A 22,524-nucleotide genomic window follows, 5' to 3' on the forward strand; every position below is an offset into this window, starting at 1 on the left:
TGTGGAGTATTACGTGATTATTAAGATAGTCATGCCTGTTACAAATTCGACACTATTTACGGCGGTTCAGTTGCCTTTCAATGTTCGCCATTTCCGCGTTGATCGCGTTGATAGTCAGCGTTTGTATATGACTGGTTTTGCCCGCACCCGCATTTATGGTTTTCAACAAGGCATTCAGGTGGGTTTTCCGAAATTTGAGCGTGTCAGACCAGGTCACGCTGTTCTGTAGTGGCTTGTTCATTACGTTCATCCTCGCGATGTGCCGGATTGCTCACTTCTTCTTGCTGTTGCGGTATAGGTAGACTGCTAAGCTGGACTAAGTCCCGCGCGCTGTATTGACGAGAGCGATCTATTAGCTCGTGCCATGTCCATTGCCCATAGTTTTCGCCTTGCTCAGGAACCGCCAGTTTCATCAGTGCTACCTGATCAAGTCCCAACTGGCTGTAATTTGCCCACAGCTTACCACCCACCTCGAACAACGCTTTTGCTGCCTTGTTCCATTGCTCCTCGAGTACCGTCTGCGAGAGCCACAGAGCGTTGCGTTCTATCCCCCTATGCTTTTCTTGTGCTTCAGCGATGTATTTATCTACGGTGACCAGCTCCTGCTCCAGAGCAGCCATGATCAGGTGTTGCCGACGGTTATGTTCGGTGGCCGCTGTCAGGTTCTTCGCAGCCTTTTGTGCTTCGGCGTTGGCGGTCTTCTCACCTTCGGTGTCGCCCCATGCGACGGCTTGCGCGTAGGCCGTGGCAGCGTCCGTTTCCGCCTGACGGGCTTTGGCCATGTCCTCTACCGCCTGTTGTTGGATCTGCTCCAGGCGGGTGCTGAGGCTTAGACGCTTTTCATTAAGCTCCTGCTCATCCGCTGTCCAGTTATTCATCGCCTCAATGTAACCCGCCATCAGGGAGTCGCAATTGGCGAGGTTTTCACGGCGATTGATCTTCCGATCTAGAAGGTCTGCATTGATGTTGCGCGAATCGAACTTCCTTTTCAGCGTGTTGTAATTGTCCCGCAGTTCGCGTTTCCGATCCGGTTCGATAGGTTCTTCACTTTCCAGCACCGCCTCAAGGGGCAGCAGTTCGGCGTGGAGTTTGTCTGCTTCGAGCAGCAGTTGGTCGCGGCGGTCTTTCAGCTCTTGAATCTCTTTCATCTGTTTAGTCTCTGTTCAATTCGATTGTGGGTTGGTTGAGTGGCTGGCGAGGCCGGAAATAAGCCGGCGCTACCTCAATCAGCAGAGATGCCCTCAGGCAGCCCGAGCCTCGCTCTCATCCATTCCCGGAATCGTCTTCACGATGTAACAGCGTTGCTGACCGAGGCCGGGCAGCCGGACCAGACTCGACGCCTTGCCGTCGCTGCTCGGTTCCAATACACCGCGCTGCAGCAGCTCCTTATTCACGGCGTTGATGTTCATGCCCCGGAAGATCTCCGAGCGCCATGCCTCGGGCAGCACGTAATAGGTGTTCGTGGTGTGTAGGGAGTCGCCCAAGCCGTGCTCCAGCGTCTTGCGAAAGCCGAGACGGTCAATGGTGCGCGGGCCGTGTTCGTCGATCTTTGCCGCCGCCGATTCCCAGCGGGTGAACCTGCTTTCGCCGAAGCGTTCGATGACCTGGCGCAGCCGCGCCAAGATCGCATCGCCTTCGAAGTTCCCGGCACCGCCACGCTCGTTCATCCATGCGTTGAGGCACACGCGGGCGGCGGTGGTGGCGGTTCCATCGGGCCAGCCGGTAATTCCCATCGCGGTGGCCAGCTCACCCGCTGCGGCCGCGAGGCCGAAGCGAGCGGCGGCACGGTGCGCTTGCCCGCTGGCCGAGGTCGGTAGCGATTGGGCGATAAACCCTTCCAGCGTGCGGCGCAGGATGGCGGACCAACCGTGACGTTTGCCCGGCTCGCACAACGCAGTGAGGAAGGCCGTGAGTGGAGTGCCGTAATACTTCGCTACCCGCGCCTTGAGTGCGTCGGCGAGTGACGCCGCATCCTCAAAGCCGTTCAACGCATCGAACATCCCGAGGCCTTTGCTCGCATCGGCCGGAACGGCGAGCATGCGTACCTCCATGCCCGCTTTCAGCTCCTTGTTGGCTTCGGCCATGTGCTGAGCCAGCGTCTTCTCTCCGGTGGAGAGAAACAGCAGGCGCCACTCCTGTACCTGTCGGCCTGCTTGGCCTCGGTCATTGGCGCGTGCCTTGCCGGTGCCGTTGCCGAGCATGTACACCGTCTCGCCGATGATGCGCGGATCGCACATGCCGATTTCATCCAGCACCAGAAGGCCGTCGGAATGCGCGGCGGCGATCGATTCCAGTGCGTTGTCGGTGGAGCGCCACGAACGCACCAGACGAGGCCCGCCGTAGATCGAGGCAGCAACTTGCAGGTGCGTAGTCTTGCCGCCTGAACTGTCGCCGTACAAGTGGAAGCCGCCCGATTCGTGTCCAAGCATGTGCAGCAGCGGGCCAGCAAAAGCCACGCCGACGACGAACGCCAAGCGATGGTTGCCGACACACAGTGCGCCGATCTGATCTTGCCACTGCTCAAGCGTGCCTCCTTCGCTGATCGGCGGAAGCTGAGAGCCGGCCTCGTAGAAGTGCAGGTGTTCGCTGTGCGCGCCGACCTGCTGCTCGGGCAGCAGAAAAGCGTTGTCGTGCCAGCCCAGGCGGGTGACCAGTAGTGCCCGTTGCGCGCTGTCGAAGCCGCCGAGGTAACTCTGCAGGTCGTTGCGTGCGTTGCGTCCGGATCGACTACCGGCGAGGCGCAGGCCCATATCCACCAACGGGCCAAGCACGTCCTTGCCGAAGTCGCCAGTCATGGTGCGCGCCGGGATGTTCCAGCGTTTTTTGGCGCCGTCGGGGTCGTCGAACTCGACCAGTAGGCCCCAGTTCTGGCCTTTGTCGTCGCGGGTGCGAGCCAGGATTTCCAGAGGCGAACACACCGGGCGCGCCTCGCCATCATCGCCAGAATAAAACACACCTTCGGGCGTGAGGCGAAAGCCACCGGGCATCAGGTCATTTTTCGATTTCGCGGGACTCTTAGTGGCTGTTTTTGTCTTCGGTTCTGGTTTGGTCTCTATCTGTTCAGGCTCGGTCTTTTCGACAACCAAACCGAACAGTTCTCCGCTGCTTTCCAGCTCGGCGAAGTGGGCCGCTGTCCAGCCTTTGGCGAGTGCATCAGCGGCGTCGTCGCCATCGCCCCATTGACCACCTTTGGCGAAGGCGGCGCGGCCGTTCTTCAGCGTGGGTTTGAGGTTGAACACCTCCAGCGCGATGACCCGGACCGACGCGGCACCGATCTCGCGCAGTTTGTCGGCGACGACTTCCATGCAGGCTTTGCCGCTGACATCGTTGTCCGGCCACAACAGCACGTCGCGACCTTTGAGCGGTGTCAGGTCGGCTTTGTGCCAAGAGTTGGAGCCATTCGGCCAGCAGATGGCCACGTGACCCGGCAGCAGTTTAGCGGCGGCGTCGGCAGCTTTCTCGCCCTCGCACAGGGCAACCGGCGCGTCGACACGTTGGGCCAGTTCATCAAGACGCAGCAGTGGTCGAGGATCGGGCAGACCCTGCCAGCGCCATTGCGTGGTCTGGCCATCGGCGCGCTGGCACCACGTCAGTGGCGCAAAGACCTTCTTCGGCTTGCCGTCTTCATCGGGGCCGAGGTCGAAGCGGTAAAGCGCCATAAGCGGCTGGCCCTGTGCATCACGATAGATCCACACCTTGGATGGCGCGCCGTGCTGCCGATGCTTGGCCGGGCACTTGTTCATGGCCTCGGCCGGGATCGGCTGAATGGCAGTCCACTCCGGTGCTTTTGTCTTGGCAAGCGCTGGCTTCGCCTGGGCGGCGCCGGGCGATACGTTGAGGAGGTCTGCCAGTTTATTGCAGGCATCTACGTCGGTGCCGCCGTCCAGATAGCGCACCAGATCGATCAGGTCACCGCCCTTGTCGCCGGTGGCAAAGTCGGCCCACGTGCCTTTGCTCAAATTGATCTTAAGCGAACCGGCGCGCTTGTCGCTGCGGGTTGGATTGGGAGCGGTGTATTCCTTGCCGCCGTCTACGCGTTTACCGCTGGGCAACCAATGCATCAGGACACGATCAATGTCTTTCAGTGCAGCGGCTTTCACGTCGGCGAAGCAGGGACGTTTCGCGGAGTTGCTCGGGCGTTGGCTCATGCGTCAGCCCTCGGCAAAAAAAGCGCGTCGTTGATGTCGTCGATCAGGGCTTTGGCCATCTCGCCAAGGTACAGAGCAGGCCAACTGAAACGCTCGCCGCTGTCGCTCATGGCGGCGTTGAAGTTGAGCTGGTTAGCGTGATGCTGCAGCAGGGAAACCATCTCTAGTGCATCTTCGACCGGTACTCCGGCATTCACCCGGAACAACTTCAAATCGGTAGCGTTCACGCGAGTAAATGTGGCGCGACCAAGGGTGGTGGATGTGGTCATAGCGCACCGCCTTTCTGCGCAGCTGGAATGGAGGTGGTGTCACCGTGCAAGGCGAGGGTCTTGATCAGGCCAAGGGTGCCGCGCACGTCCCAGAGGACGGCTGCGATCACATGATTGGCGAGGCGCGAGGATTCGCTTTCGAAGTGATCTTCAAGCAGCGTCAGCACCGAGTCGGCGCGATCAATGGCGCAGGTGATGGCGTCGATGGGCACACCGGCTTCAGCAGTTGGATTCACGCAGAGCAGGTCTTCGGGCAGGGCAAAACTCAGTGCGCTGTTCATTGGGCACCGCCTGCGGTTTCGAGTGCACGGGCTTTGGCCATGTGAGCGTTGTAACGGGAGAGGCGTGTAGCGAGGCTGGAGTTGGCGTGTAAAGCGGCGAGAGCCATTGCACGGTGTGCCGCGGCGCGAATTTTGGACGGATTGAGGGCGTGCATTGGTGAAGCTCCTGTATGTGAGGAGCTGCCACTTATCGTCGCCAAACGATTTAAGGGTGGCAGCTGTGCGCGGGTTGGCGAACCGGGCATACAGGACCCCGGCAGACCCGAAGGTCTCCCACGCACAGCCACCATTAAGCAGGAGTGCGGGCACAAAAAAAGCGCCTGCAATCGGTATGGGGGCGCCTGTGCGCCTGTATGAGCTCGGGTCGCCAAACCCGGTCGCTGATTTTGCAGTGACGGCCAGAGAGTAACGTCCGTTTTTCGAAAGTGCAACTGCGCTGATGGCTTGCGGATTTTTCAGGTGCGGCATAAATTGTTCGTGCATGTAGATTTACCTCAACGCCTCCGGATCGCCCCCGGAGGCGTTTTCGTTTCAGGCATGGGCTTCCCAGCGCAGGGAAAGGAGGGGCAGGAGGCCACCGCTGAGCATGGAGCGGGCGTCTTCGTAGGCATGCGTTTGCTGGCCTTCGTCGACGATCACGGCTCCAGTCTTTTCGCAGTGAAGGGAGAGGGCGCACCAGGTGCCGTCGGCCCAGCTCAGTACGCTGACAACGCGGCCCTGTTTGTCCTGCTGGCGGCGGTAGCGCTCAAGGCGCTGCATGAGGCGAGTTGAAAAGCCGATCCGACGCAGCACGGAGAAGGGATGCATCAAAGCGTTGTTTGCGGTCTGACGACTCATGCGGCCACCTGATCGCGTGCCTCGATGCGGCTGCGTGCCCATGCCTGCACTTCAGACAAAACCCAAGCAACAGGAGCCCCGCGAGCGGTGCTGTTGCTCAGTTTGACGGGCTGCGGAAAACAGCAGTCGGGGCGCTGCATGAGCTTGTAGATAGTGGAACGCTTCATTCCCACAATGCCCTCAACTTCAGGCATGCGGATCAACGTCGAAGATGCATCGAACAGTGGGCTGGAAGATGCAGAAATAAGGCGGGGAAGTTCGATGATAGAGGCTTTCATAGGTCTTGCTCTCAACAGGTTAGGACTGAGAGCGATGATCTAGAAATGGGCCAGCGGTAAGCAGTTCACTTCCAATTGAAATCCAATTGAAATTTCAGTTACAGCACGAAATTGCGTTTGAGAATGGCCTCCACGCTTTTGCGAGTCAGCGCCTTTTCGAGCTCGAGGGTGACCCACTCAGGGCGATGTTTGAGTGGTTTAGCTACTTCACGTTTCAACCAGGCATGCACTGCCGTTTTGACATTCCGTTCTGGCATGCCTTTCGACAAATAGTGCTCACCTTGCTTAACGATTGCAGCATCTCGGGCGCTAATGTCCTTACTACGCTCCATCCCGCTGATGATGCCGCCTTTACTGCGGATAGCTTTCCTCATCGCCCGATCAGCTACGGGCGTCAGTTCGTCATCAATCAAACAGGGGAGGGTAGTGATCGGCTCCAATTGGAAGACATACTCGTCGAGTGCCTGGGTGCGCTGATTCGTATCGACCTGCGATTCTACAAACTGGCAATAAAGATCCCATGGCCAATCGGTCGGTATTGCCGTGATATGCATCCACGCCGCTTTATCGGCGGTGTGCATCCAGTCGTTAAGAACCCCCAGCGCTTTGACAGCACAGGCCATGATGTAGGCGGTGTGTGCCTCGCGATCCGTTGCCGAGTAACAGTTGCTGTACTGGCGAACCCAGTGTGCGAGGCGCGACCTGTGGTCGGTGGAGGCATACTGAAAAATGGTCTCTTCATGCATCGTTGTCTTGATGCACATACTGCTGAGATCGCTATCGATTTCGCCGGTCTGGATGCGCAGACAGCACTGATCAATCAAGTAACACACGTCAGCTAACTGTTCACGGCAGAGCTCATAGAGCGGTTGCGCCGAGAGATGCGCGATCAGGCCAGCAGTTAGCGCTGAACGAGGAGTGATTTGGTGATCAATCATCGCCAAGGTCTCTCAACGTGTAACGCTCGATCCCACGCCCTTCGTTTTGCACGCGTAACCAGCGAGAGTCGGGCTGTAGCAACGAGCCCAGAACGGTAGCCTGCAGCAAGCGTCGGCTGAGTTTGGCGTTACACACTAGGGCGGCGTTACACGGGGTGTATGGACAGTCGCGCAAGCGTGTAACAGGTGCGAAAGCCAATGAATTCGGGCATTTCGCATAGAGCGTTACACGCGTTACACCTGTAACACGGATTTTGGAGGGGGTGAGGATATTCGCGCTCATACCACCTCATCGAAATGTCCGTGAAGGACATTTCCAGCGGCCAACTGATCTAGGTAATCCGCGTACCACTGCATCATCGTCGTACGTTGCTTGAGGTACACCGCTTTGTTGTACACACCCGCGATTCCATCCTTCACATGTGAAAGCTGGGCCTCGATATGGTTTTCATCAAAACCATGTTCGTTGAGGATCGTGCTAGCGATGTGTCGGAATCCGTGGCCGGTTTGTCGACCTTCGTAACCCAGACGACGTAACGCCATCAAGAAGACGGTATTGGAACGTGCTTTAGTCGTATCGCTGCGGCCTGGGAAAAGTAGCTGATAGCTGCCGGTCAAAATGTGTAGTTCTTTAAGCAAAGTTACCGCTTGGTGAGGAAGTGGCACCAAATGCTCTCGGCGACGTTTCATCCGTTCCGAGGGGATGGTCCAAACAGCTTTTTTCAAATCGAACTCAGACCACCGAGCCTCACGAATTTCGGAAGGGCGACAAGCCAGCATGGAAAGCAGGTGGAGCCCAATACGGATATCCATAGCGCTTGGATAAGCGCGGATTGCTCGAAGGAGGGGGGGCAATTCTTCCTGGGATACATGAGCGTAGTTTTCTGCTGGTTTCGTCTGCAGGAATTTGTGAAGACCTTCCAGCGGGTTGTGTGTTGCCCGCCCGGTGACCCGAGCAAGGTCGTAGATGTCACGACACATTCCCCGAACGCGACTGGTCTGCTCAATGATTCCTTTGCGTTCCATCGTGCGAAGAAAATCCATCCATTCCATCGGAAGAATCTCTCGGTAGGAACGGGTGCCGAAGACCGGGAAGACATGCAGCTCTAGTGCGCCGATGGTTCGAACGGCTGTGCCTGCGGTCCAGCCTTTACGCTTGGACGCGTACCACTCACGAGCTAGTTTCTCAAAAGTATTACTGGCGCTTTCTAGCTCTGCGGCTTTTTTGGCTCGCATGGTTGCCAGTAGGTTGCTTCCTTCAGCTGTACTAACACGCAGCTCGGCGGCTTTCTGGCGTGCAGCAGACCCGGCGACTGCTGGGTAGCTGCCTAGCCCGAGCCATGACCACTTACCGTCAGCTTTCTTGTAACGGAGTTGCCACGACTTCTTTCCGTCTGGCCGTACACGAAGGTAAACATTGTTCCCGTCGTGCTCCCGGTACTCCTTCGAGTCAGGTTCCAGAGTGGCTACGACCGTGTCTGCTAGGGGGCGACGCTTGATTTCAGTGCGCTTCATTTCCTTGTACCCATCAGTTTCAATTTACATCCGTGGTACATGAAAGGATACAGCGCACGTTGGGATAGGGGTAGACAGGGAGGGACAGCTAGAAACAAGAAAGCCCGCACAGGGCGGGCTTCTTGGGGTGTTTCGTAGACTGTCTGAGACAGGTCTAGATTGCTATTTGGTGGAGCCGGGGGGAATTGAACCCCCGTCCGCCAGTACTCCGCTGTCGGTACTACATGCGTAGCCTTGTCTATTAAGTTAACCCTCAGCGACCCGACGGGCAGGGTGCTTTGGGCGAGTTGTGTAAGTTTTAGCCGCTTCGTCCACAACGTACTGCACGGCGATTCTGTTCTATATGACAATCACTTTGGGTTTACAGACATCCCCTGATGATTGCTGGACCCGAAGGTACCAGAAGCTCAGGATCTAAGGCTGCTTACGCAGCGAGAGAGAATTCCTGGCCGTAGGTTTCGTCATTGGCAACTATAAGTAGTTGCAACAGTGGATTTACGACTTCTGTTACCAAGTCGGCATGCACCTAAAGTTTCGCAACCGGCGTCGAATCCAAAGCGGCCCCGAACCTGCTGTGTGTAACCAGCAGGTAAGCGAAGTGTACGCCAATACGCGCGGCGAGTCGACCTTCTGTCCTTACCTGCATGTTATCTGGCCTGGCCCTAATGGCTATTCAAGTGGCTTTGAATGTCCTGGAGCGCTTGCTGCGCCAGGGAAACACACTCTCTGTCGTTGTTGGAGGCGTGGGCGGCCTTGGCTTGTTCGGCTTTGGTGACGACGACACCTTTGGTGGCGGCGTCCAGCGTGGCTGCGCTGGACAGCTTGCTATTGACCTCCTGGAGCTTCATTACGCATTGATCGCTATCGTTTGAGGCGTATGCGGAGGAGGCCAGCATTGTTGCAGTGAGGAGCAGTCCAGCCAGGGCGGAACGCTTCATGGGTATCTCCTGGAACGGGGGTGGGGATGGGCCACGCTGATTGGGGCTTAACAAATGGACTGTGGAGGCGTGCAAGGGTTCTGTTTTTGCTGGCGATGGGGTGAAAGATTTTTCCGGGAGGCGGGTGCGAAAAAGGGACAAGAAGCGCCTGATGCCGGTCAGTTAAGACCGCATGCAATCTGTTGCGGCTGCCGAGCTCGCGTGGCTGCGTTCGGCTGCGAAGTAGTCGTGAGTCTGCCTGATGCTCCGCAAGCTTAGGGGTTACGTGGCTCAGAAGGCCAACCCGAAGGTTGGCCTTGTACTGGATTACTTCCCGCCTTTGTTCGCGTTCTTGAGTTGCTGGATAGTTTGTTCAGTCTCGGCTATGCAATCATCAGTCCCTTCCTTGGTGCCTTTTGCCTGATCGGCTTTGGCTTTCGTGACGCTTTCCATTACCTGATCAGTCATCTCTGGAGGAGTCTGTGCCTTGGCATTTTCGATGGTTTTCAAGTTGACCGCACAGAGGTCTTCGACCGCAAACGAGGGGGAGGCCAGCATTGAGGCAGTAACGAACAGACCTAGCAGTACAGAGCGTTTCATGAGTATCTCCTTGAACTGAGGGTCCAGGCATCGCTGGCCATCAGGACGGGCTGCCAATTTGAGGGGAAGTCCCGCGCTGCGGGACTTGATCGGTGGACTGTGGCAGTACGTCAGGGTTCTATTTTTCTTCAGGTTCCCCTGGCCTGAGTGACCCGATCCACTAGATAGACCAGCCCGTGGTAGTCAATTCCACCGTGTTGTGTCAGACCAATCTCACAGGTGCGGCTGGTGGAAATCCCTTCGCTGCATTGCTGTACCGCGTCCTTCAGCGTGCGTAACGAATGCGCGTTCAGTTCCGGCGTGGTAAAGCCCTTGTCGCCAGCGAAACCGCAGCAGTGAATGCCTTCCGGAATGACCACGTTTTTACTGCATTTGCGCGCCAGATCGATCAACGCCTGGCTCTCGCCTAGATGCTGCGTGCTGCACGTGACGTGCACCGCGATAGGTGCTTCCTGCGGGGTGAAGTCCAGTCGGTCCATCAAATGCGTACGGATGAAACGCACCGGGTCGTACAGGTCCAGTCGTTCGTCGCCGAGGTCCTGAACCAGCCGCAGCGTGCAGGGGCTGGTGTCGCAGTAGATTGGGTCGAGCCCGCCGCGGCTGGCATGCAGCAGTGCGCCGATCAGCTCCTGACGTTTGTGTTCGGCCTGTTCGGCATAGCCCTTGGACGCGAATGGCTGACCACAGCAGAGGTTGTCCTGATTGTCTGGAAGGACGACCTGATAACCGGCCTTTTCCAGCAGGCCACGGGTTTTGTCGTACAGCGACATTTGCTCTTTATCACCCGCCGCCGGGCCCATGACCCGCGACACGCAGGCCGCGAGATACACCACCCGAGGGCGCTCGTCCGATACGCTCGGGCTGAAGCGAATGGCCTTTTCCGGCTGTGGCATGGCGTTGGTCCATTGCGGAACCTGGCCTTTGGACAAACGGGTCAATGTTGCCGAAAGCTTCGCCAAACGTGGTGCCCCCAACAGCATCCGTGCACCGTTGGCGACGTGCAAGGTAAAGCGCGCGCCTTGTAACGCAGTGGCGAAATTGCCTTCAATCCAGTTGGCGGTTTTCGTATGGGTCGCGTTACGGTCACGGAGCTTTTTCACCAGCTCGCCGGTGTTGATGCCTACAGGGCAACGTTGTGCACACAGGCCTGTGGCGGCGCAGGTATCGATGCCCTGATATTCGTAGGCCTGTTCCAGTTCGGCGGTGTCTATGCCGGCGCGTTTCTTCGCCTGGATGTCACGCCAGATCACGATGCGCTGGCGTGGGCTCAAGGTCAGGCCTTTCGACGGGCACACCGGTTCGCAGAAACCGCATTCGATGCACTTATCCACAATCTCGTCGGCGGCCGGCAACGGTTTCAAGTGCTTGAGGTGAATCTGTGGATCGTCGCTGAGCACCACGTCCGGGTTGAGAATGCCGTTGGGGTCGAGCAGGCGTTTGAGCTGCCACATCAACTGGTAGGCATCGCTGCCCCATTCCAGTTCGACGAAGGGCGCCATGTTGCGACCGGTGCCGTGTTCGGCCTTCAGCGAGCCGCCGAACTCCACGGCCACCAACTGCGCCACGTCGTCCATGAACGCCTGGTAGCGTGCGACTTCTTCCGCGCTGTTGAAGCCTTGGGTGAAGACGAAGTGCAGATTGCCTTCCAGGGCGTGTCCGAAAAGGATCGCTTCGTCGTAGTGATGTTTGTCGAACAGCTCGATCAGGCGATTCACGCCGATGGCCAGTTGTTCCACCGGGAAGGTCACGTCTTCGATGATCACCGTGGTGCCGGTTTTGCGCACCGCGCCGACGGCGGGGAAGGTGTCCTTGCGGATCGCCCAGAGCCGGGCGTTTTCCACAGGGTCTTCGGTGAAGTCGACTTGTTTTTCCACTGGGAAGTCGGTCAGCGACGCCATGATCTGCGCCAGTTGTTCCTGCAGCAAAGTGGAGGAGGCCGCGCGGGATTCGATCAACAGAGCGCAGGCATTAGGCGACAGTTGTTGTACGAAAGCCGGCATGCCGGGCTTGTCCTGCACTGAGCGCAGGCTGCGACGGTCCAGCAGTTCCACGGCCGACACTGGTTGGCTTTTCAGGACGGAAACCGCGTTGCAGCAGGTTTCCACGTCCGGGAACACAATCAGCGCCGATGCCTTGTTCGGGTGATCGATCACCGTGTCGTAGGTCACCGCGCTGATGAACCCCAGCGTGCCTTCGGAACCCACCAGCAAGTGGCTCAAGATATCCACAGGCTCGTCGAAATCCACCAGGGCATTGAGTGACAGCCCGGTGGTATTTTTCAGACGGTATTTGTGGCGAATTTTCGCAGCCAGTTCGGCATTGGCGCGGGTCTCGCGGCCCAGTGTCGCCAGACGCTCCAGCAATTCGGCGTGGCTCTTTCGGAACGCCGCAACACTGCTGGGGTCTTCGGTATCGAGTCGGCTGCCATCGGCCAACACCAGACGAATCCCGGCCAGGGTGTGATAGGTATTTTGCGCTGTGCCGCAGCACATGCCGCTGGCATTGTTGGCGACGATGCCGCCGATTTTGCAGGCATTGATCGACGCCGGATCCGGACCGATCTTGCGTCCAAACGGTGCCAGCCAAGCATTGGCCTGGGCGCCGATCACGCCCGGTTGCAGACGGATTTGCGTGCCCTGGCCACGGATCTCGCGACCGTTCCAGTTATCCCCCAGCACAATCAGCACTGAATCGCTGATGGCCTGGCCGGACAGGCTGGTGCCAGCGGCGCGGAAGGTCACCGGGACGTGGTCCCGTTGCGCCAGTTTGAGCAGCGCCACTACTTCGTCTTCGGACTCGACGCGGATCACCAGTTTTGGAATCAGCCGGTAGAAACTGGCGTCGGTGCCGAAGGCCAGGGTTGATAGCGGGTCGTCGAAACGTCGTGTTTCAGGAATCAGTTGCTGCGCATCGCGCAGAAAAGCCGCCGGTAGACTCATTGGTCCTCCAGGATCAACACCACCAGGTCTTTCGGGCCGTGGGCTCCGTAAGCCAGCACTTGCTCGATATCGGCAGTCTTCGACGGGCCGGACACCAGCAAGGCGTTGGTCGGCATGCCTTGGGCCCATTCGAATTCCTGCTGCACCTGATAGAAGTTGTCGCGGATTTCACTGGCCTTGAGCAGGGCAAAATGCACCGGCGGCACCAGGCTCATCAAGCGCGGTTCTTCCCGCGTCGGCCAGAGAATCAGGCTACCGGTCGCGGCGATCGCGCCGAGGGTGGTAGTCAGGCTGGCCGGGGTGTCGTTGAACAACTCGGCTTTCCATTCCTCGACCGGGCGGTTGTAGGCTTTGAGCGCTGGCAGGCCAGGATTTTTCGCCCAATGCTCGGTGATGCGTTGCCCGTGGGGCGTCGTCGGCGCAATCAGCAGGCTCGGCAACTGGCGGTCCCGCAGCAGTTGCGCGAGCAATTCGGGCCAGCCTTCCCTGGACGTCAGATGGATTTCGGTATGCACCGCTTCCATCAGTTTGCGCAGTTGCGAAATGCGTTGTTCCGGCGTGTAGGTGTAAGGCTCGGTCACCAGTTCGACATCGAAGTTGTCAGCCACCGGCGTGGTGCCCGTCAGACTGTTGCGCAATTTGGCGAGGATATTTTGCTTGGCGCTCATCAACGGTCCCCCTGTTTGGCCAGATGCTCGCGGGCCATGTCATGCAGTGAGCGGGCCGCGGGTTTCGGTGCGCTGTGGTTCTGGGTCCATGGGCCGACGTTGCTCGGCGTCAGCGCTCGCAGGCGAGTGGCGAAGAAGCCGAACAGGCGATAAAGCGTTGGCGAACTGTTGAGCCTGGCCCAGGCGTTCCAGATAAATCGTTCTTTGCGCGAATACTTGCTGCCCTGACCGCGCATCACTTGATGTGGGCTGTCCGGCGCTTTGACGTTTTCTTCCCGCAGGCGACGCAGCAATGCGGGGATCGGAATTTTTACCGGGCAGACTTCACCGCAGGCGCCGCATAACGACGAGGCACTCGGGTGGTCGGGGACTTTCGCCAGACCGACCATGTGCGGGGTGATGATTTTTCCGATAGGCCCAGGGTAAACCTCTCCGTAGGCATGGCCGCCGATTCGGGTGTAGACCGGGCAATGATTCATACAGGCGCCGCAGCGGATGCAGTTCAGGGTCTGGCGCAATTCGCTGTCGGCAAATGCCTGGCTGCGACCGTTGTCGAGCAGCACCAAGTGCACTTCCTGTGGGCCGTCGAGTTCATGTTCCTTGCGCGGGCCGGAGATCATGTTGACGTAGGTGGTGATCGGAATGCCCAGTGCCGAGCGGGTCAGCAGCGACAGGAGCGGCACCACGTCGCGCAGGTTTTCCACGACTTTTTCGATGCCGGTTACGGCGATGTGCACTGGCGGCACCGTGGTGGTCATCCGCCCGTTGCCTTCGTTTTCCACCAGCAGCAAGGTGCCGGTTTCGGCCACGGCGAAGTTGACGCCGGAGACGCCAATGTCGGCTTCGAAGAATTTCTGCCGCAAGACTTTGCGACCGATCTGAATGAGTTGGTCAACGTCCTTGGTGTACTCCACGCCAAGTTTGTCGTGGAACAAGGACGCGACCTGACCGGCATTCTTGTGGATCGCCGGCATAATGATGTGTGAAGGCTTCTCGTGGTCGAGCTGGACGATGTATTCACCCATGTCCGACTCCAGGCATTCAATGCCTTGAGCTTCGAGGACATGGTTCATCTCCATCTCTTCGCTGACCATCGATTTGCCCTTGATCACTTGCCGCGCCTCGTGAGCGCGGATGATCGACAGGACGATGCCATTGGCTTCGTCTACCGTTTCCGCCCAGTGCACTGTCACACCGTTGCGGGTCAGGTTCTGTTCAAGCTGCTCGAGCAGGTCGGGCAACTTGGATAACGCGCGGGCGCGGACGGCATTGCCCAGCGCTCGCAAATGTTCTCTTTCGTGGGCATCGCTGAAAGACGCTGCCCGTTTGCTCATCAGTGAATCCATCGCCGTGCGAAAGTTATTTCGCAGTTGCGTGTCAGCCAAGGCCTTGTGAGCCCGGCTGCGAAAATCTTCTTCTACGGCGACCGTAGGAATAATCGTGGAGCTGCTCATCGGGCACCTCCGGTTCGCTGCCAAAGGAAGCTGGCCAGATGCTGACCGCGCAACGCCTCCTGCTGTTTCTCCAACGAACCGTTGATGTTCATCAAGCAGCCGCAATCGGCACTGAGTACCTTGTGTGCGCCGGATTCCTTCAACGCACGGGTCTTGTCAGCCACCATCGCACCGGAAATATCCGGCATACGGACGCTGAAAGTCCCACCAAAGCCACAGCATTCACTTTCGTGGCTGTGGTCGACTCGCTCCACGTTGCTCAGCTGCGCCAACAACTCACGGCCATGCAGGTGGGTGTTCATTTCACGGCGTGCCGAGCACGACGTGTGCAACGCCACTTTCACCGGTTCGCCGCTGTCCTTGAGCTGCACCTTGCAGACAAACAGCAGGAACTCGGCAAGCTCGTAAGTCCGTGCCGCGAGGGCCTGAACCTGTTTCAGCGTTTGCGGCTCGTCCTTGAACAGGTCGGCATAGTGTTCGCGCAACATGCCCGCGCAAGAACCCGACGGCACCACCACCGGATAATCCCCGGCAAACAACGCCAGTTGCGAGCGCGCCACGGTCCGGGCCTGTTCGGTGTAACCCGAGGTGTAGGCCGGTTGCCCGCAGCAGCTCTGCCCTTGCGGGTATTCGACACGAATGCCCTCGCGTTCCAGCAGGTGGATCGCGTCCATCCCGGCTTCGGGGTAGAACAGATCCACCACGCAGGTCCCGAACAGGTACACCCGTGACGGTTTTTCGCTGGGGTATTGCCGAGGTTCAGGCAGTGGCGGGGCGACGCGGGTCGCGTTCGGCACAGCGTTGTAAAAAAGCTCGCTCATCAGGCGTGTCTCCGGGTGGTCCCGGTTATCCGTCCGCTGAGGCTGCTGAATATAGAGAGAGAAGCTTTCAGCAGCCTTGCAGACCCGGTTGTGAATAGCTGACGCCGGGGGCGTAACCCAGCGTCGGTTTTTTCCGTGTGGCGTGTAGTGCTTAGTGCACCAGCATGCCGGTGAACCAGTAAGCCTGAGCCAAGGTGATCAGGCCGACGATCGTTGCAAAGAATAGGCTGTGCTTGAGGGTGAAGCGGAACAGATCCGATTCTTTACCCACCAGCCCGGTCGCGGCGCAGGCCACGGCGATCGATTGCGGCGAGATCATTTTGCCGGTCACCCCGCCGCTGGTGTTCGCCGCCACCAACAGGGTGTCGTTGACGCCGATCTGGTGCGCGGTGGTGGCTTGCAGCGAACTGAACAGCGCGTTAGACGAGGTATCGGAACCGGTCAGGAACACACCGAGCCAGCCGAGGAATGGCGAGAAGAACGGGAACGCCGCACCGGTGGCAGCCAATACCAGAGCCATGGTCGACGACATGCCCGAGTAGTTGGTGACGAAGGCGAAGGCCAGCACCATGCCGATGGACAAAATCGGCCAGCGCAGTTCGTAGAACGTCTCTTTTAAAGTGGTCAGACCAGTTTTAATGTTGACCTTCAGCACCAGCATCGAGATCAGCGCGGAGAAGAAAATCGCCGTGCCGGTCGCGGAAACCGGATCGAGTTTGAACACTGCCGGAATCGCTGTCGGGTTGGTTACGATCGGCGCGACCTTGATCACCATTTGATCCAGGTGCGGGATCGCGAAGTTGAACACCCAGCCATACATCGAGCCGCCGGCGGCAAACATCGCCTTGAACGGTTTCAGCGTCCAGATGGTGACCAATACGGTGAGGATCAGGAACGGCGACCAGGCTTTGAAAATTTCTCCCAGGCTGTAGGGCGAAGCCACGGTGGTGCGCGGTTGGCCGAAACCACCGGTGCTGGCCACTACGGAAGCCGAGACTGCGCCGACGATGTGCGCGCCTGCAGCGCGTTTTGGCTGCCAGATTTTCAGGAACAGCGTCAGGGAAATCAGGCTGACCAGCGCCGAGGTGATGTCCGGCAGTTCCGGGCCAATGAAGTTCGAGGTGAAGTATTGGGTGATGGCAAAACTCAAGCCGGCCACCAGCGCAGCTGGCCAGGTTTCCCGAACGCCGCGCAGGCCGTCCATCATGAACACCAGCCAGAACGGCACGAACAGCGACAGCAACGGCAGTTGGCGACCGGTCATGGCGCCGATCTTGAAGGCGTCGATGCCGGTGACTTGCCCGGCGACGATGATCGGAATCCCCAAGGCGCCGAAGGCCACCGGCGCGGTGTTGGCGATCAGGCACAGGCCGGCGGCGTACAGCGGGTTGAAGCCCAGTCCAACCAGCAGTGCGGCGGTAATCGCTACCGGTGCGCCGAAACCGGCGGCACCTTCAAGGAACGCGCCGAAGCAGAAGCCGATCAGCAGCACTTGCAGGCGTTGGTCATCGGTAATCGACAGCACCGAGCTGCGGATCACTTCGAACTGGCCACTCTTGACCGTCAGTTTGTAGAGGAACACCGCTGCCACGATGATCCACGCAATCGGCCACAGCCCGTAGGCAAAGCCATATCCAGCGGCGGCGAAAGCCATGTCGACCGGCATCTGGAAAGCGAAGATTGCCACGGCAATGGACAGCGCCAGGGTGATGCTGCCGGCCACATGGCCTTTGAGGCGGAACACGGCCAAGGCCAGGAAGAAAAATACGATGGGAATGACGGCCGCGAGTGCGGACACGCCGAGACTGCCGAGCGGGCTGTAGAGCTGTTGCCAGGTTTGCATATGGGGTGGCCCCTAATTGTTGTTGGTCAGGCACTGGTCAGCGTTCTTGGATAATTGGTAAGACCAATTTACAATCGCTGTTGGCTAGGGTAAAAGCCTTGGAGGCGGTGTGTCAATTTGCCGCCCTAAAACTTTTGTCGAATGAGCGGTGCAGAACGCATCTGATCTGTTCGATCAAGCGTCGTCTGGTAGGTGCTGGCGCAGCGCCGATAGGCCAGAATAGAGAGCCCGGCGAGCCGCCGGGATCGTGGAGAATTGAGTGATGGGGTTTGATCAGATTCGGCAACGCCGTTTGTCTGACGATATTGTCGAGCAACTCGAGGGGATGATTCTCGAGGGCACCTTGAAGGCTGGCGAACGCCTGCCGGCAGAGCGTGCGTTGGCCGAGCAGTTCGGCGTGTCACGCCCTTCGTTGCGTGAGGCGATTCAGAAACTGGTGGCCAAAGGGCTGCTGGTCAGTCGTCAGGGCGGCGGCAACTATGTGGTGGAATCCCTGGGCTCGACGTTCAGCGATCCATTGCTGCACCTGCTGGAGAGCAACCCCGAGGCCCAGCGCGATTTGCTGGAGTTTCGCCATACCCTGGAAGCGTCCTGCGCTTACTACGCGGCACTGCGCGCCACCGAGGTGGATCGTGAGCGGCTGACGGCGGCGTTTGACGAATTGCAGGACTGCTATTCGCGCCACGATGAAGTGAGTCGGGCGGAAGAGGGCGCGGCGGATGCGAATTTCCACTTGGCGATCGCCGAGGCCAGTCATAACGCAGTGTTGCTGCACACCATTCGCGGGCTGTTTGACCTGCTCAAGCGCAACGTGGTGACCAACATTGGCGGCATGTACAAACAGCGCGTCGAAACCCGTGACATGCTGATTGCGCAGCACCGGGAGTTGTACCAGGCGATTATTGAGGGGCGGGCGGAAGAGGCGCGAGAAGTGTCCAGTCGGCACATTTTGTATGTGCAGGAAGTGCTGGAAGAGGTGCGTCAGGAAGTGCAGCGCATGGCTCGGGCGGAGCGACGCAAGGGGATGTAGTGTGTGGCGAGGGAGCTTGCTCCCGCTGGGGCGCGAAGCGGCCCCCCGGCCAGCATTGTGGGCAGATTGTTTACGACTGCCTCGCAGCCGAGCGGGAGCAAGCTCCCTCGCCACAAAAGCCGCGATCAGGCAGGAAAATTAATCTTCCTTGCCCTTGTTCCGCACCGCACGCTGCAATTCACGGCCGGCATCGCGTTCGCGTTCGGTATCACGCTTGTCGTATTCCTTCTTGCCCTTGCCCAGAGCGATCTCGCACTTGACCATGTGCTTGCTCCAGTACCAGGACAGGCATACGCAGGCGTAACCTTTTTGCTGCACGGCAGCGGCCAGCTTCTCCAGCTCGCGCCGATTGAGCAGCAATTTTCGGGTGCGGGTCGGATCAGCGATAACGTGGGTGCTGGCCGTCGTCAGAGGCGTAATGTGGCTGCCGAGCAGCCAGGCTTCGCCATCTTTGAGCAGTACGTAACTGTCAACCAGTTGCAGTTTGCTTGCCCGCAGACTTTTTACTTCCCAGCCGGCCAGGACCAGACCAGCCTCGAACCGATGTTCGATGAAGTAATCGTGTCGCGCCTTTTTATTTTGCGCGATGGTCCCTGTTGGGTGTTTCTTCTGTTTAGCCATAGGGGCGGCATTATAGGGAGTTGCGCGCGAGTCGGCTACGGTGACGCTACGTGCTTGAGCAGGTTGATTGAATCCCGGACAATGCGGCCTCTTTTTTGAACGCTTGGGCGTGATAACGATGTCGACAGACAAGGTTTCTGTCCACGGCAGTTGGGCTAGCCGCTGGGTCTTCATACTCGCCGCGACCGGTTCGGCCGTGGGTTTGGGGAGTATCTGGAAATTCCCTTATATGGTTGGCGTCTATGGCGGCGGGGCCTTCGTGCTGATGTTCCTGGCCTGCATCGCGCTGATCGGTATGCCCGTCATGCTGGCCGAAACCCTGATCGGCCGGCGCGCGCGGCAGAGCCCGGCCAATGCCTTGAAGGTCCTGGCGCTGGAAGCGGGGCATTCGGCGAAGTGGTCCTGGGGCGCCTTTGCCGGGATGATCACGGCGTTGCTGATTCTGTCTTTCTATAGTGTGGTTGGCGGTTGGTCGCTGGATTACATCATCGACATGGGCCGTGGCGACTTTCGGGGCGTGACGGCTGATCAGGTCGGCGCATACTTCGGTAATGTGATCGCCGACCCATGGCGCCTGACACTTTGGCACACGATTTTCATGCTGTTGTCGGCAGTGGTGATCGCCAAGGGTGTGGTCGCCGGGCTGGAGCGCAGCCTGCGGATCATGATGCCGTTGCTGTTCGTGATGGTGATTGTCCTGCTGGGTTACAGCATGACCACCGGCCACTTCATGGAGGGCGTGCATTTCATGTTCGACTTCCATCCGGACAAGGTGCTTGATGGCTTGTTGCCGGCCATGGGGCACGCGTTCTTCTCCCTGAGCGTGGGTGTCGGCTCGATCATGATCTACGGCGCCTACATGCCGAAGCACTCGTCGATTTCCGGAACCGTCGTCGGTGTGGCGTTGCTCGACACCTTCGTTTCGCTGTTGGCCGGTCTGGCATTGTTTCCGATTGTGTTCGCTGCCGGCCTGAACCCGAGCGAAGGCCCAGGCCTGATGTTCGTCAGCCTGCCATTCGCCTTCGGTAACGTAGCGTTCGGCCAGTTGATGGGCGTAGTGTTCTTCGTACTGGTGGCGATTGCGGCCTGGAGTTCGGCGATTTCCCTGCTTGAGCCGATGGTGGCTTACCTGGTTGAACGCACGAAAATCAGCCGCGCCTGGGTCACCTTCTGGCTGGCATTCACCTGCTGGTTCGTCGGCCTGGGTACCGTGTTTTCTTTCAATATCTGGAAGGAAGCCAAGTTTTTCGTGAACGAAGGCGGGCTGTTTCATCTCTACCAATGGGGGGCGGCCGGAGGCCTGGACTTCTTTGGTGTGATCGACTTCTTCACCTCGCGGATCATGCTGCCACTCGGTGGTTTGTGTTTCGTGGTGTTTGCGGGCTGGGTGATGGGGCGTGAAGCGGTGCGCGACGAGTTGTCGATCCGCAGCCCAGTACTGTTCGCCCTGTCCCTGTTTTTGATGCGCTATGTGGCGCCCATCGGCATTCTTGTAGTGTTTGCCGCCCAGCTGTGGAAGTAACGCTGACATGACGACACACATTCAACGTTCGGCCCTGCTGCCGTATCCGGCGCAAGCGCTTTACGACTTGGTCAACGACGTGGCCCGCTATCCGGAATTCCTGCCGTGGTGCTCATCGACCGAAATTCTGGAAAGCTCTCCCGAGTTCATGCGCGCCAGCGTCGGTGTGGCCAAGGGGGGGCTTAGTCAGCATTTCGTAACGCGTAATACCCTGGTGCCCGGGCGTTCGATCGAAATGAACCTCGAGGAAGGTCCGTTCAGCCAGTTGCACGGCGTTTGGGTGTTCAAACCGTTGGGCGAGAAGGCCTGCAAGATCAGTCTGGACCTGTCGTTCGACTACTCGGGGCCGCTGGTGCGTGCGACGTTGGGGCCTTTGTTTAATCAGGCGGCGAATACGTTGATGGACGCGTTCTGCCAGCGCGCGAAGCAAATGCATGGTTGAGGCCGTGATCAAGGTCGAGGTGGTGTATGCCGCCGTTGATCGTCAGGTGCTGCTGAGCGTAACGGTGCCGGTGGGCGCGACGGTGCGGGATGCGTTGTTCAAATCGGGCCTGAATGGCGAATTCCCGGAGCTGGATCTGGGCAGTTGTCCGGTCGGGATCTTTGGCAAAGTGATCGCTGATCCGGCCACTCGCCAGGTTCAGGAAGGGGATCGCATCGAGGTTTACCGGCCGTTGCTCGCCGACCCAAAAGAAGTTCGGCGGTTGCGTGCAGCCAAAGCGGCCGAGGCCAAAGCCCGGAATCAGTGATTCGATTAAACGCCAGACAATAAAAACCCCGGACATACCGGGGTTTTTATTGCGTCGCAAATTATTGCGGCGAGGTTTCCAGCGGTTCTGGAGTCGGGACCGGGACAGTTTCTACGTTGTCCACGTCCTTCTGGATCTGGTCCAGCAACGAGCCTGGCTTGACCGGTTTTTCTGGCTTCGGCTTCTCGGCGTTTCCTGCCGGCGCGGTCACGGTAGTGCCGCTGTCCTTGCCGAGAATGGCCTCGTCGCGGCTCACGCCTGGCATGAAATCGCCAGAGAGGCTGACAAGTTGGTCATTTGGGTTGAAGATAACGCTAATGCGTTCCTGTTGGCGTTCACCGCCACCGGGTTGCAGGCTATACAGGTAATCCCAGCGATCGGCATGGAACGTGTCGGTCAACAGAGGGTTGCCCATGATAAACCGTACTTGCCGACGGGTCATTCCCGGGCGCAACTGGTCTATCATGTCCTGCGTGACGACATTGCCCTGCTGGATGTCGATTTTGTAAACCCCGGGGAATGAACAACCGGCGAGTGCGAGCAGTCCCACAAAGGTGAAACTGGTTAGCAAGAGCTTGGTGTTTTGCATCGGTGGGCGACTTCCACTATCTTGGCTGGGACAACGTAAACGCCGATCATACCCGCATTAAGAGAAGCTGCGAAGCAGCATCGCGAGAAAGCTGACCATGGTTGAAAATAGCGAACTACGCAAAGCCGGCCTCAAAGTGACCCTTCCACGGGTCAAAATTCTGCAAATGCTCGATTCCGCCGAGCAACGCCACATGAGTGCCGAGGACGTCTACAAAGCACTGATGGAGGCTGGTGAGGACGTCGGTCTGGCCACGGTTTACCGTGTTCTGACCCAGTTCGAGGCAGCTGGCCTTGTGGTGCGGCACAACTTCGACGGAGGCCATGCGGTCTTCGAACTGGACGACGGCAAGCATCACGACCATATGGTCAACGTCGAGACCAGTGAAGTGATCGAATTCTTCGACGAAGAAATCGAGCGGCTGCAGAAAGCAATCGTCGACAAGTATGGCTTCGAGATGGTCGATCACAATCTTGTACTGTACGTGCGCAAGAAAAAGTAAGCA

24 protein-coding genes and 1 other RNA gene are annotated in these 22,524 nt (G+C 58.6%); 6 read left to right on the top strand and 19 right to left on the bottom strand.

The annotated features are described in order from the left end of the window. Positions 1–13 precede the first annotated feature (13 nt). Entirely contained in the window at positions 14–229 is a 216-nt protein-coding gene (locus tag F475_RS31115; protein ID WP_158538465.1) for a hypothetical protein, read from the top strand. Here the strand turns inward: F475_RS31115 and F475_RS18725 are convergent. From F475_RS18725 to F475_RS18800, 17 genes are all read right to left on the bottom strand, one after another. Beyond that, a complete protein-coding gene (locus tag F475_RS18725) occupies positions 204–1,148 on the bottom strand; it encodes a chromosome segregation protein SMC (protein WP_111454471.1) in 945 nt (314 codons plus the stop codon). The genes F475_RS31115 and F475_RS18725 overlap by 26 nt on opposite strands. 93 nt (positions 1,149–1,241) lie before the next feature. Continuing rightward, positions 1,242–4,148 (bottom strand): DUF927 domain-containing protein, encoded by a 2,907-nt coding sequence (locus tag F475_RS18730; protein ID WP_111454472.1) that lies wholly within the window; start codon positions 4,146–4,148, stop codon positions 1,242–1,244. Further along, on the bottom strand, positions 4,145–4,417 hold the full coding sequence (locus tag F475_RS18735) for a DUF3077 domain-containing protein (RefSeq protein ID WP_111454473.1): 273 nt from the start codon (positions 4,415–4,417) through the stop codon (positions 4,145–4,147). Before F475_RS18735 ends, F475_RS18730 begins: the two co-directional genes overlap by 4 nt. After that, positions 4,414–4,698 carry a hypothetical protein gene (locus F475_RS18740; RefSeq protein WP_111454474.1) on the bottom strand — a complete coding sequence of 95 codons (285 nt, stop codon included), beginning with the start codon at positions 4,696–4,698 and terminating at the stop codon, positions 4,414–4,416. The genes F475_RS18735 and F475_RS18740 overlap by 4 nt, the downstream gene beginning before the upstream one ends. Further along, a complete protein-coding gene (locus tag F475_RS30490; protein ID WP_170930078.1) occupies positions 4,695–4,853 on the bottom strand; it encodes a hypothetical protein in 159 nt (52 codons plus the stop codon). Before F475_RS30490 ends, F475_RS18740 begins: the two co-directional genes overlap by 4 nt. Positions 4,854–5,229: 376 nt before the next feature. After that, positions 5,230–5,535 carry a hypothetical protein gene (locus tag F475_RS18745; protein ID WP_111454475.1) on the bottom strand — a complete coding sequence of 102 codons (306 nt, stop codon included), beginning with the start codon at positions 5,533–5,535 and terminating at the stop codon, positions 5,230–5,232. Then, positions 5,532–5,813, bottom strand: a complete 282-nt coding sequence (locus F475_RS18750; RefSeq protein WP_111454476.1) for an AlpA family transcriptional regulator — start codon at positions 5,811–5,813, stop codon at positions 5,532–5,534. The genes F475_RS18745 and F475_RS18750 overlap by 4 nt, the downstream gene beginning before the upstream one ends. Positions 5,814–5,911: 98 nt before the next feature. Beyond that, a complete protein-coding gene (locus F475_RS30775; RefSeq protein ID WP_256597169.1) occupies positions 5,912–6,751 on the bottom strand; it encodes a hypothetical protein in 840 nt (279 codons plus the stop codon). A gap of 279 nt (positions 6,752–7,030) precedes the next feature. Beyond that, a complete protein-coding gene (locus F475_RS18760) occupies positions 7,031–8,266 on the bottom strand; it encodes a tyrosine-type recombinase/integrase (RefSeq protein ID WP_111454477.1) in 1,236 nt (411 codons plus the stop codon). A gap of 167 nt (positions 8,267–8,433) precedes the next feature. Then, positions 8,434–8,831: a transfer-messenger RNA gene (gene ssrA / locus F475_RS18765) on the bottom strand. Between the two features lie 97 nt (positions 8,832–8,928). Continuing rightward, positions 8,929–9,204: a hypothetical protein gene (locus F475_RS18770; protein WP_064616132.1), complete on the bottom strand. Its 276-nt coding sequence runs from the start codon at positions 9,202–9,204 to the stop codon at positions 8,929–8,931. Positions 9,205–9,510: 306 nt separating this feature from the next. Next, positions 9,511–9,783: a hypothetical protein gene (locus tag F475_RS18775; RefSeq protein WP_111454478.1), complete on the bottom strand. Its 273-nt coding sequence runs from the start codon at positions 9,781–9,783 to the stop codon at positions 9,511–9,513. A 128-nt stretch (positions 9,784–9,911) separates the two neighbouring features. Then, a complete protein-coding gene (locus F475_RS18780) occupies positions 9,912–12,722 on the bottom strand; it encodes an FAD-binding and (Fe-S)-binding domain-containing protein (protein WP_111454479.1) in 2,811 nt (936 codons plus the stop codon). Continuing rightward, the gene (locus F475_RS18785) at positions 12,719–13,390 is read right to left on the bottom strand and encodes a lactate utilization protein (protein WP_018929465.1); all 672 of its coding nucleotides are present in this window, start codon (positions 13,388–13,390) and stop codon (positions 12,719–12,721) included. Before F475_RS18785 ends, F475_RS18780 begins: the two co-directional genes overlap by 4 nt. Beyond that, a complete protein-coding gene (locus tag F475_RS18790) occupies positions 13,390–14,844 on the bottom strand; it encodes a LutB/LldF family L-lactate oxidation iron-sulfur protein (protein ID WP_111454480.1) in 1,455 nt (484 codons plus the stop codon). The genes F475_RS18785 and F475_RS18790 overlap by 1 nt, the downstream gene beginning before the upstream one ends. Then, complete coding sequence (locus F475_RS18795) at positions 14,841–15,665, bottom strand: (Fe-S)-binding protein (protein ID WP_018929467.1); 825 nt, start codon at positions 15,663–15,665, stop codon at positions 14,841–14,843. The genes F475_RS18790 and F475_RS18795 overlap by 4 nt, the downstream gene beginning before the upstream one ends. A 151-nt stretch (positions 15,666–15,816) precedes the next feature. Next, complete coding sequence (locus F475_RS18800) at positions 15,817–17,508, bottom strand: lactate permease LctP family transporter (RefSeq protein WP_064616135.1); 1,692 nt, start codon at positions 17,506–17,508, stop codon at positions 15,817–15,819. A 262-nt stretch (positions 17,509–17,770) separates the two neighbouring features. Here F475_RS18800 and F475_RS18805 point away from each other — a divergent pair, with 262 nt between their 5' ends. Continuing rightward, complete coding sequence (locus F475_RS18805) at positions 17,771–18,538, top strand: FCD domain-containing protein (RefSeq protein ID WP_064616136.1); 768 nt, start codon at positions 17,771–17,773, stop codon at positions 18,536–18,538. Between the two features lie 138 nt (positions 18,539–18,676). Here the strand turns inward: F475_RS18805 and smpB are convergent, their stop codons facing one another. After that, positions 18,677–19,159: an SsrA-binding protein SmpB gene (gene smpB / locus F475_RS18815; protein ID WP_018929470.1), complete on the bottom strand. Its 483-nt coding sequence runs from the start codon at positions 19,157–19,159 to the stop codon at positions 18,677–18,679. Between the two features lie 118 nt (positions 19,160–19,277). Between smpB and F475_RS18820 the strand changes: the two genes are divergently transcribed. The 3 genes from F475_RS18820 to F475_RS18830 are packed head-to-tail and all read left to right on the top strand — an operon-like array spanning position 19,278 to position 21,430. Next, positions 19,278–20,681, top strand: a complete 1,404-nt coding sequence (locus tag F475_RS18820; protein WP_111454481.1) for a sodium-dependent transporter — start codon at positions 19,278–19,280, stop codon at positions 20,679–20,681. 7 nt (positions 20,682–20,688) lie between these two features. Further along, positions 20,689–21,123: a type II toxin-antitoxin system RatA family toxin gene (locus F475_RS18825; protein ID WP_007933502.1), complete on the top strand. Its 435-nt coding sequence runs from the start codon at positions 20,689–20,691 to the stop codon at positions 21,121–21,123. Further along, entirely contained in the window at positions 21,116–21,430 is a 315-nt protein-coding gene (locus F475_RS18830; protein WP_111454482.1) for an RnfH family protein, read from the top strand. The genes F475_RS18825 and F475_RS18830 overlap by 8 nt, the downstream gene beginning before the upstream one ends. 61 nt (positions 21,431–21,491) lie before the next feature. Here the strand turns inward: F475_RS18830 and F475_RS18835 are convergent, their stop codons facing one another. Beyond that, entirely contained in the window at positions 21,492–22,019 is a 528-nt protein-coding gene (locus tag F475_RS18835; protein WP_018929473.1) for an outer membrane protein assembly factor BamE, read from the bottom strand. Between the two features lie 97 nt (positions 22,020–22,116). Here F475_RS18835 and fur point away from each other — a divergent pair, with 97 nt between their 5' ends. Continuing rightward, positions 22,117–22,521, top strand: a complete 405-nt coding sequence (fur, locus tag F475_RS18840) for a ferric iron uptake transcriptional regulator (RefSeq protein WP_003197684.1) — start codon at positions 22,117–22,119, stop codon at positions 22,519–22,521. The last annotated feature ends 3 nt before the right edge of the window (positions 22,522–22,524 follow it).

Origin of the sequence: Pseudomonas sp. URMO17WK12:I6 (assembly GCF_003253625.1) — a bacterium.
Classification (GTDB): Bacteria; Pseudomonadota; Gammaproteobacteria; order Pseudomonadales; family Pseudomonadaceae; genus Aquipseudomonas.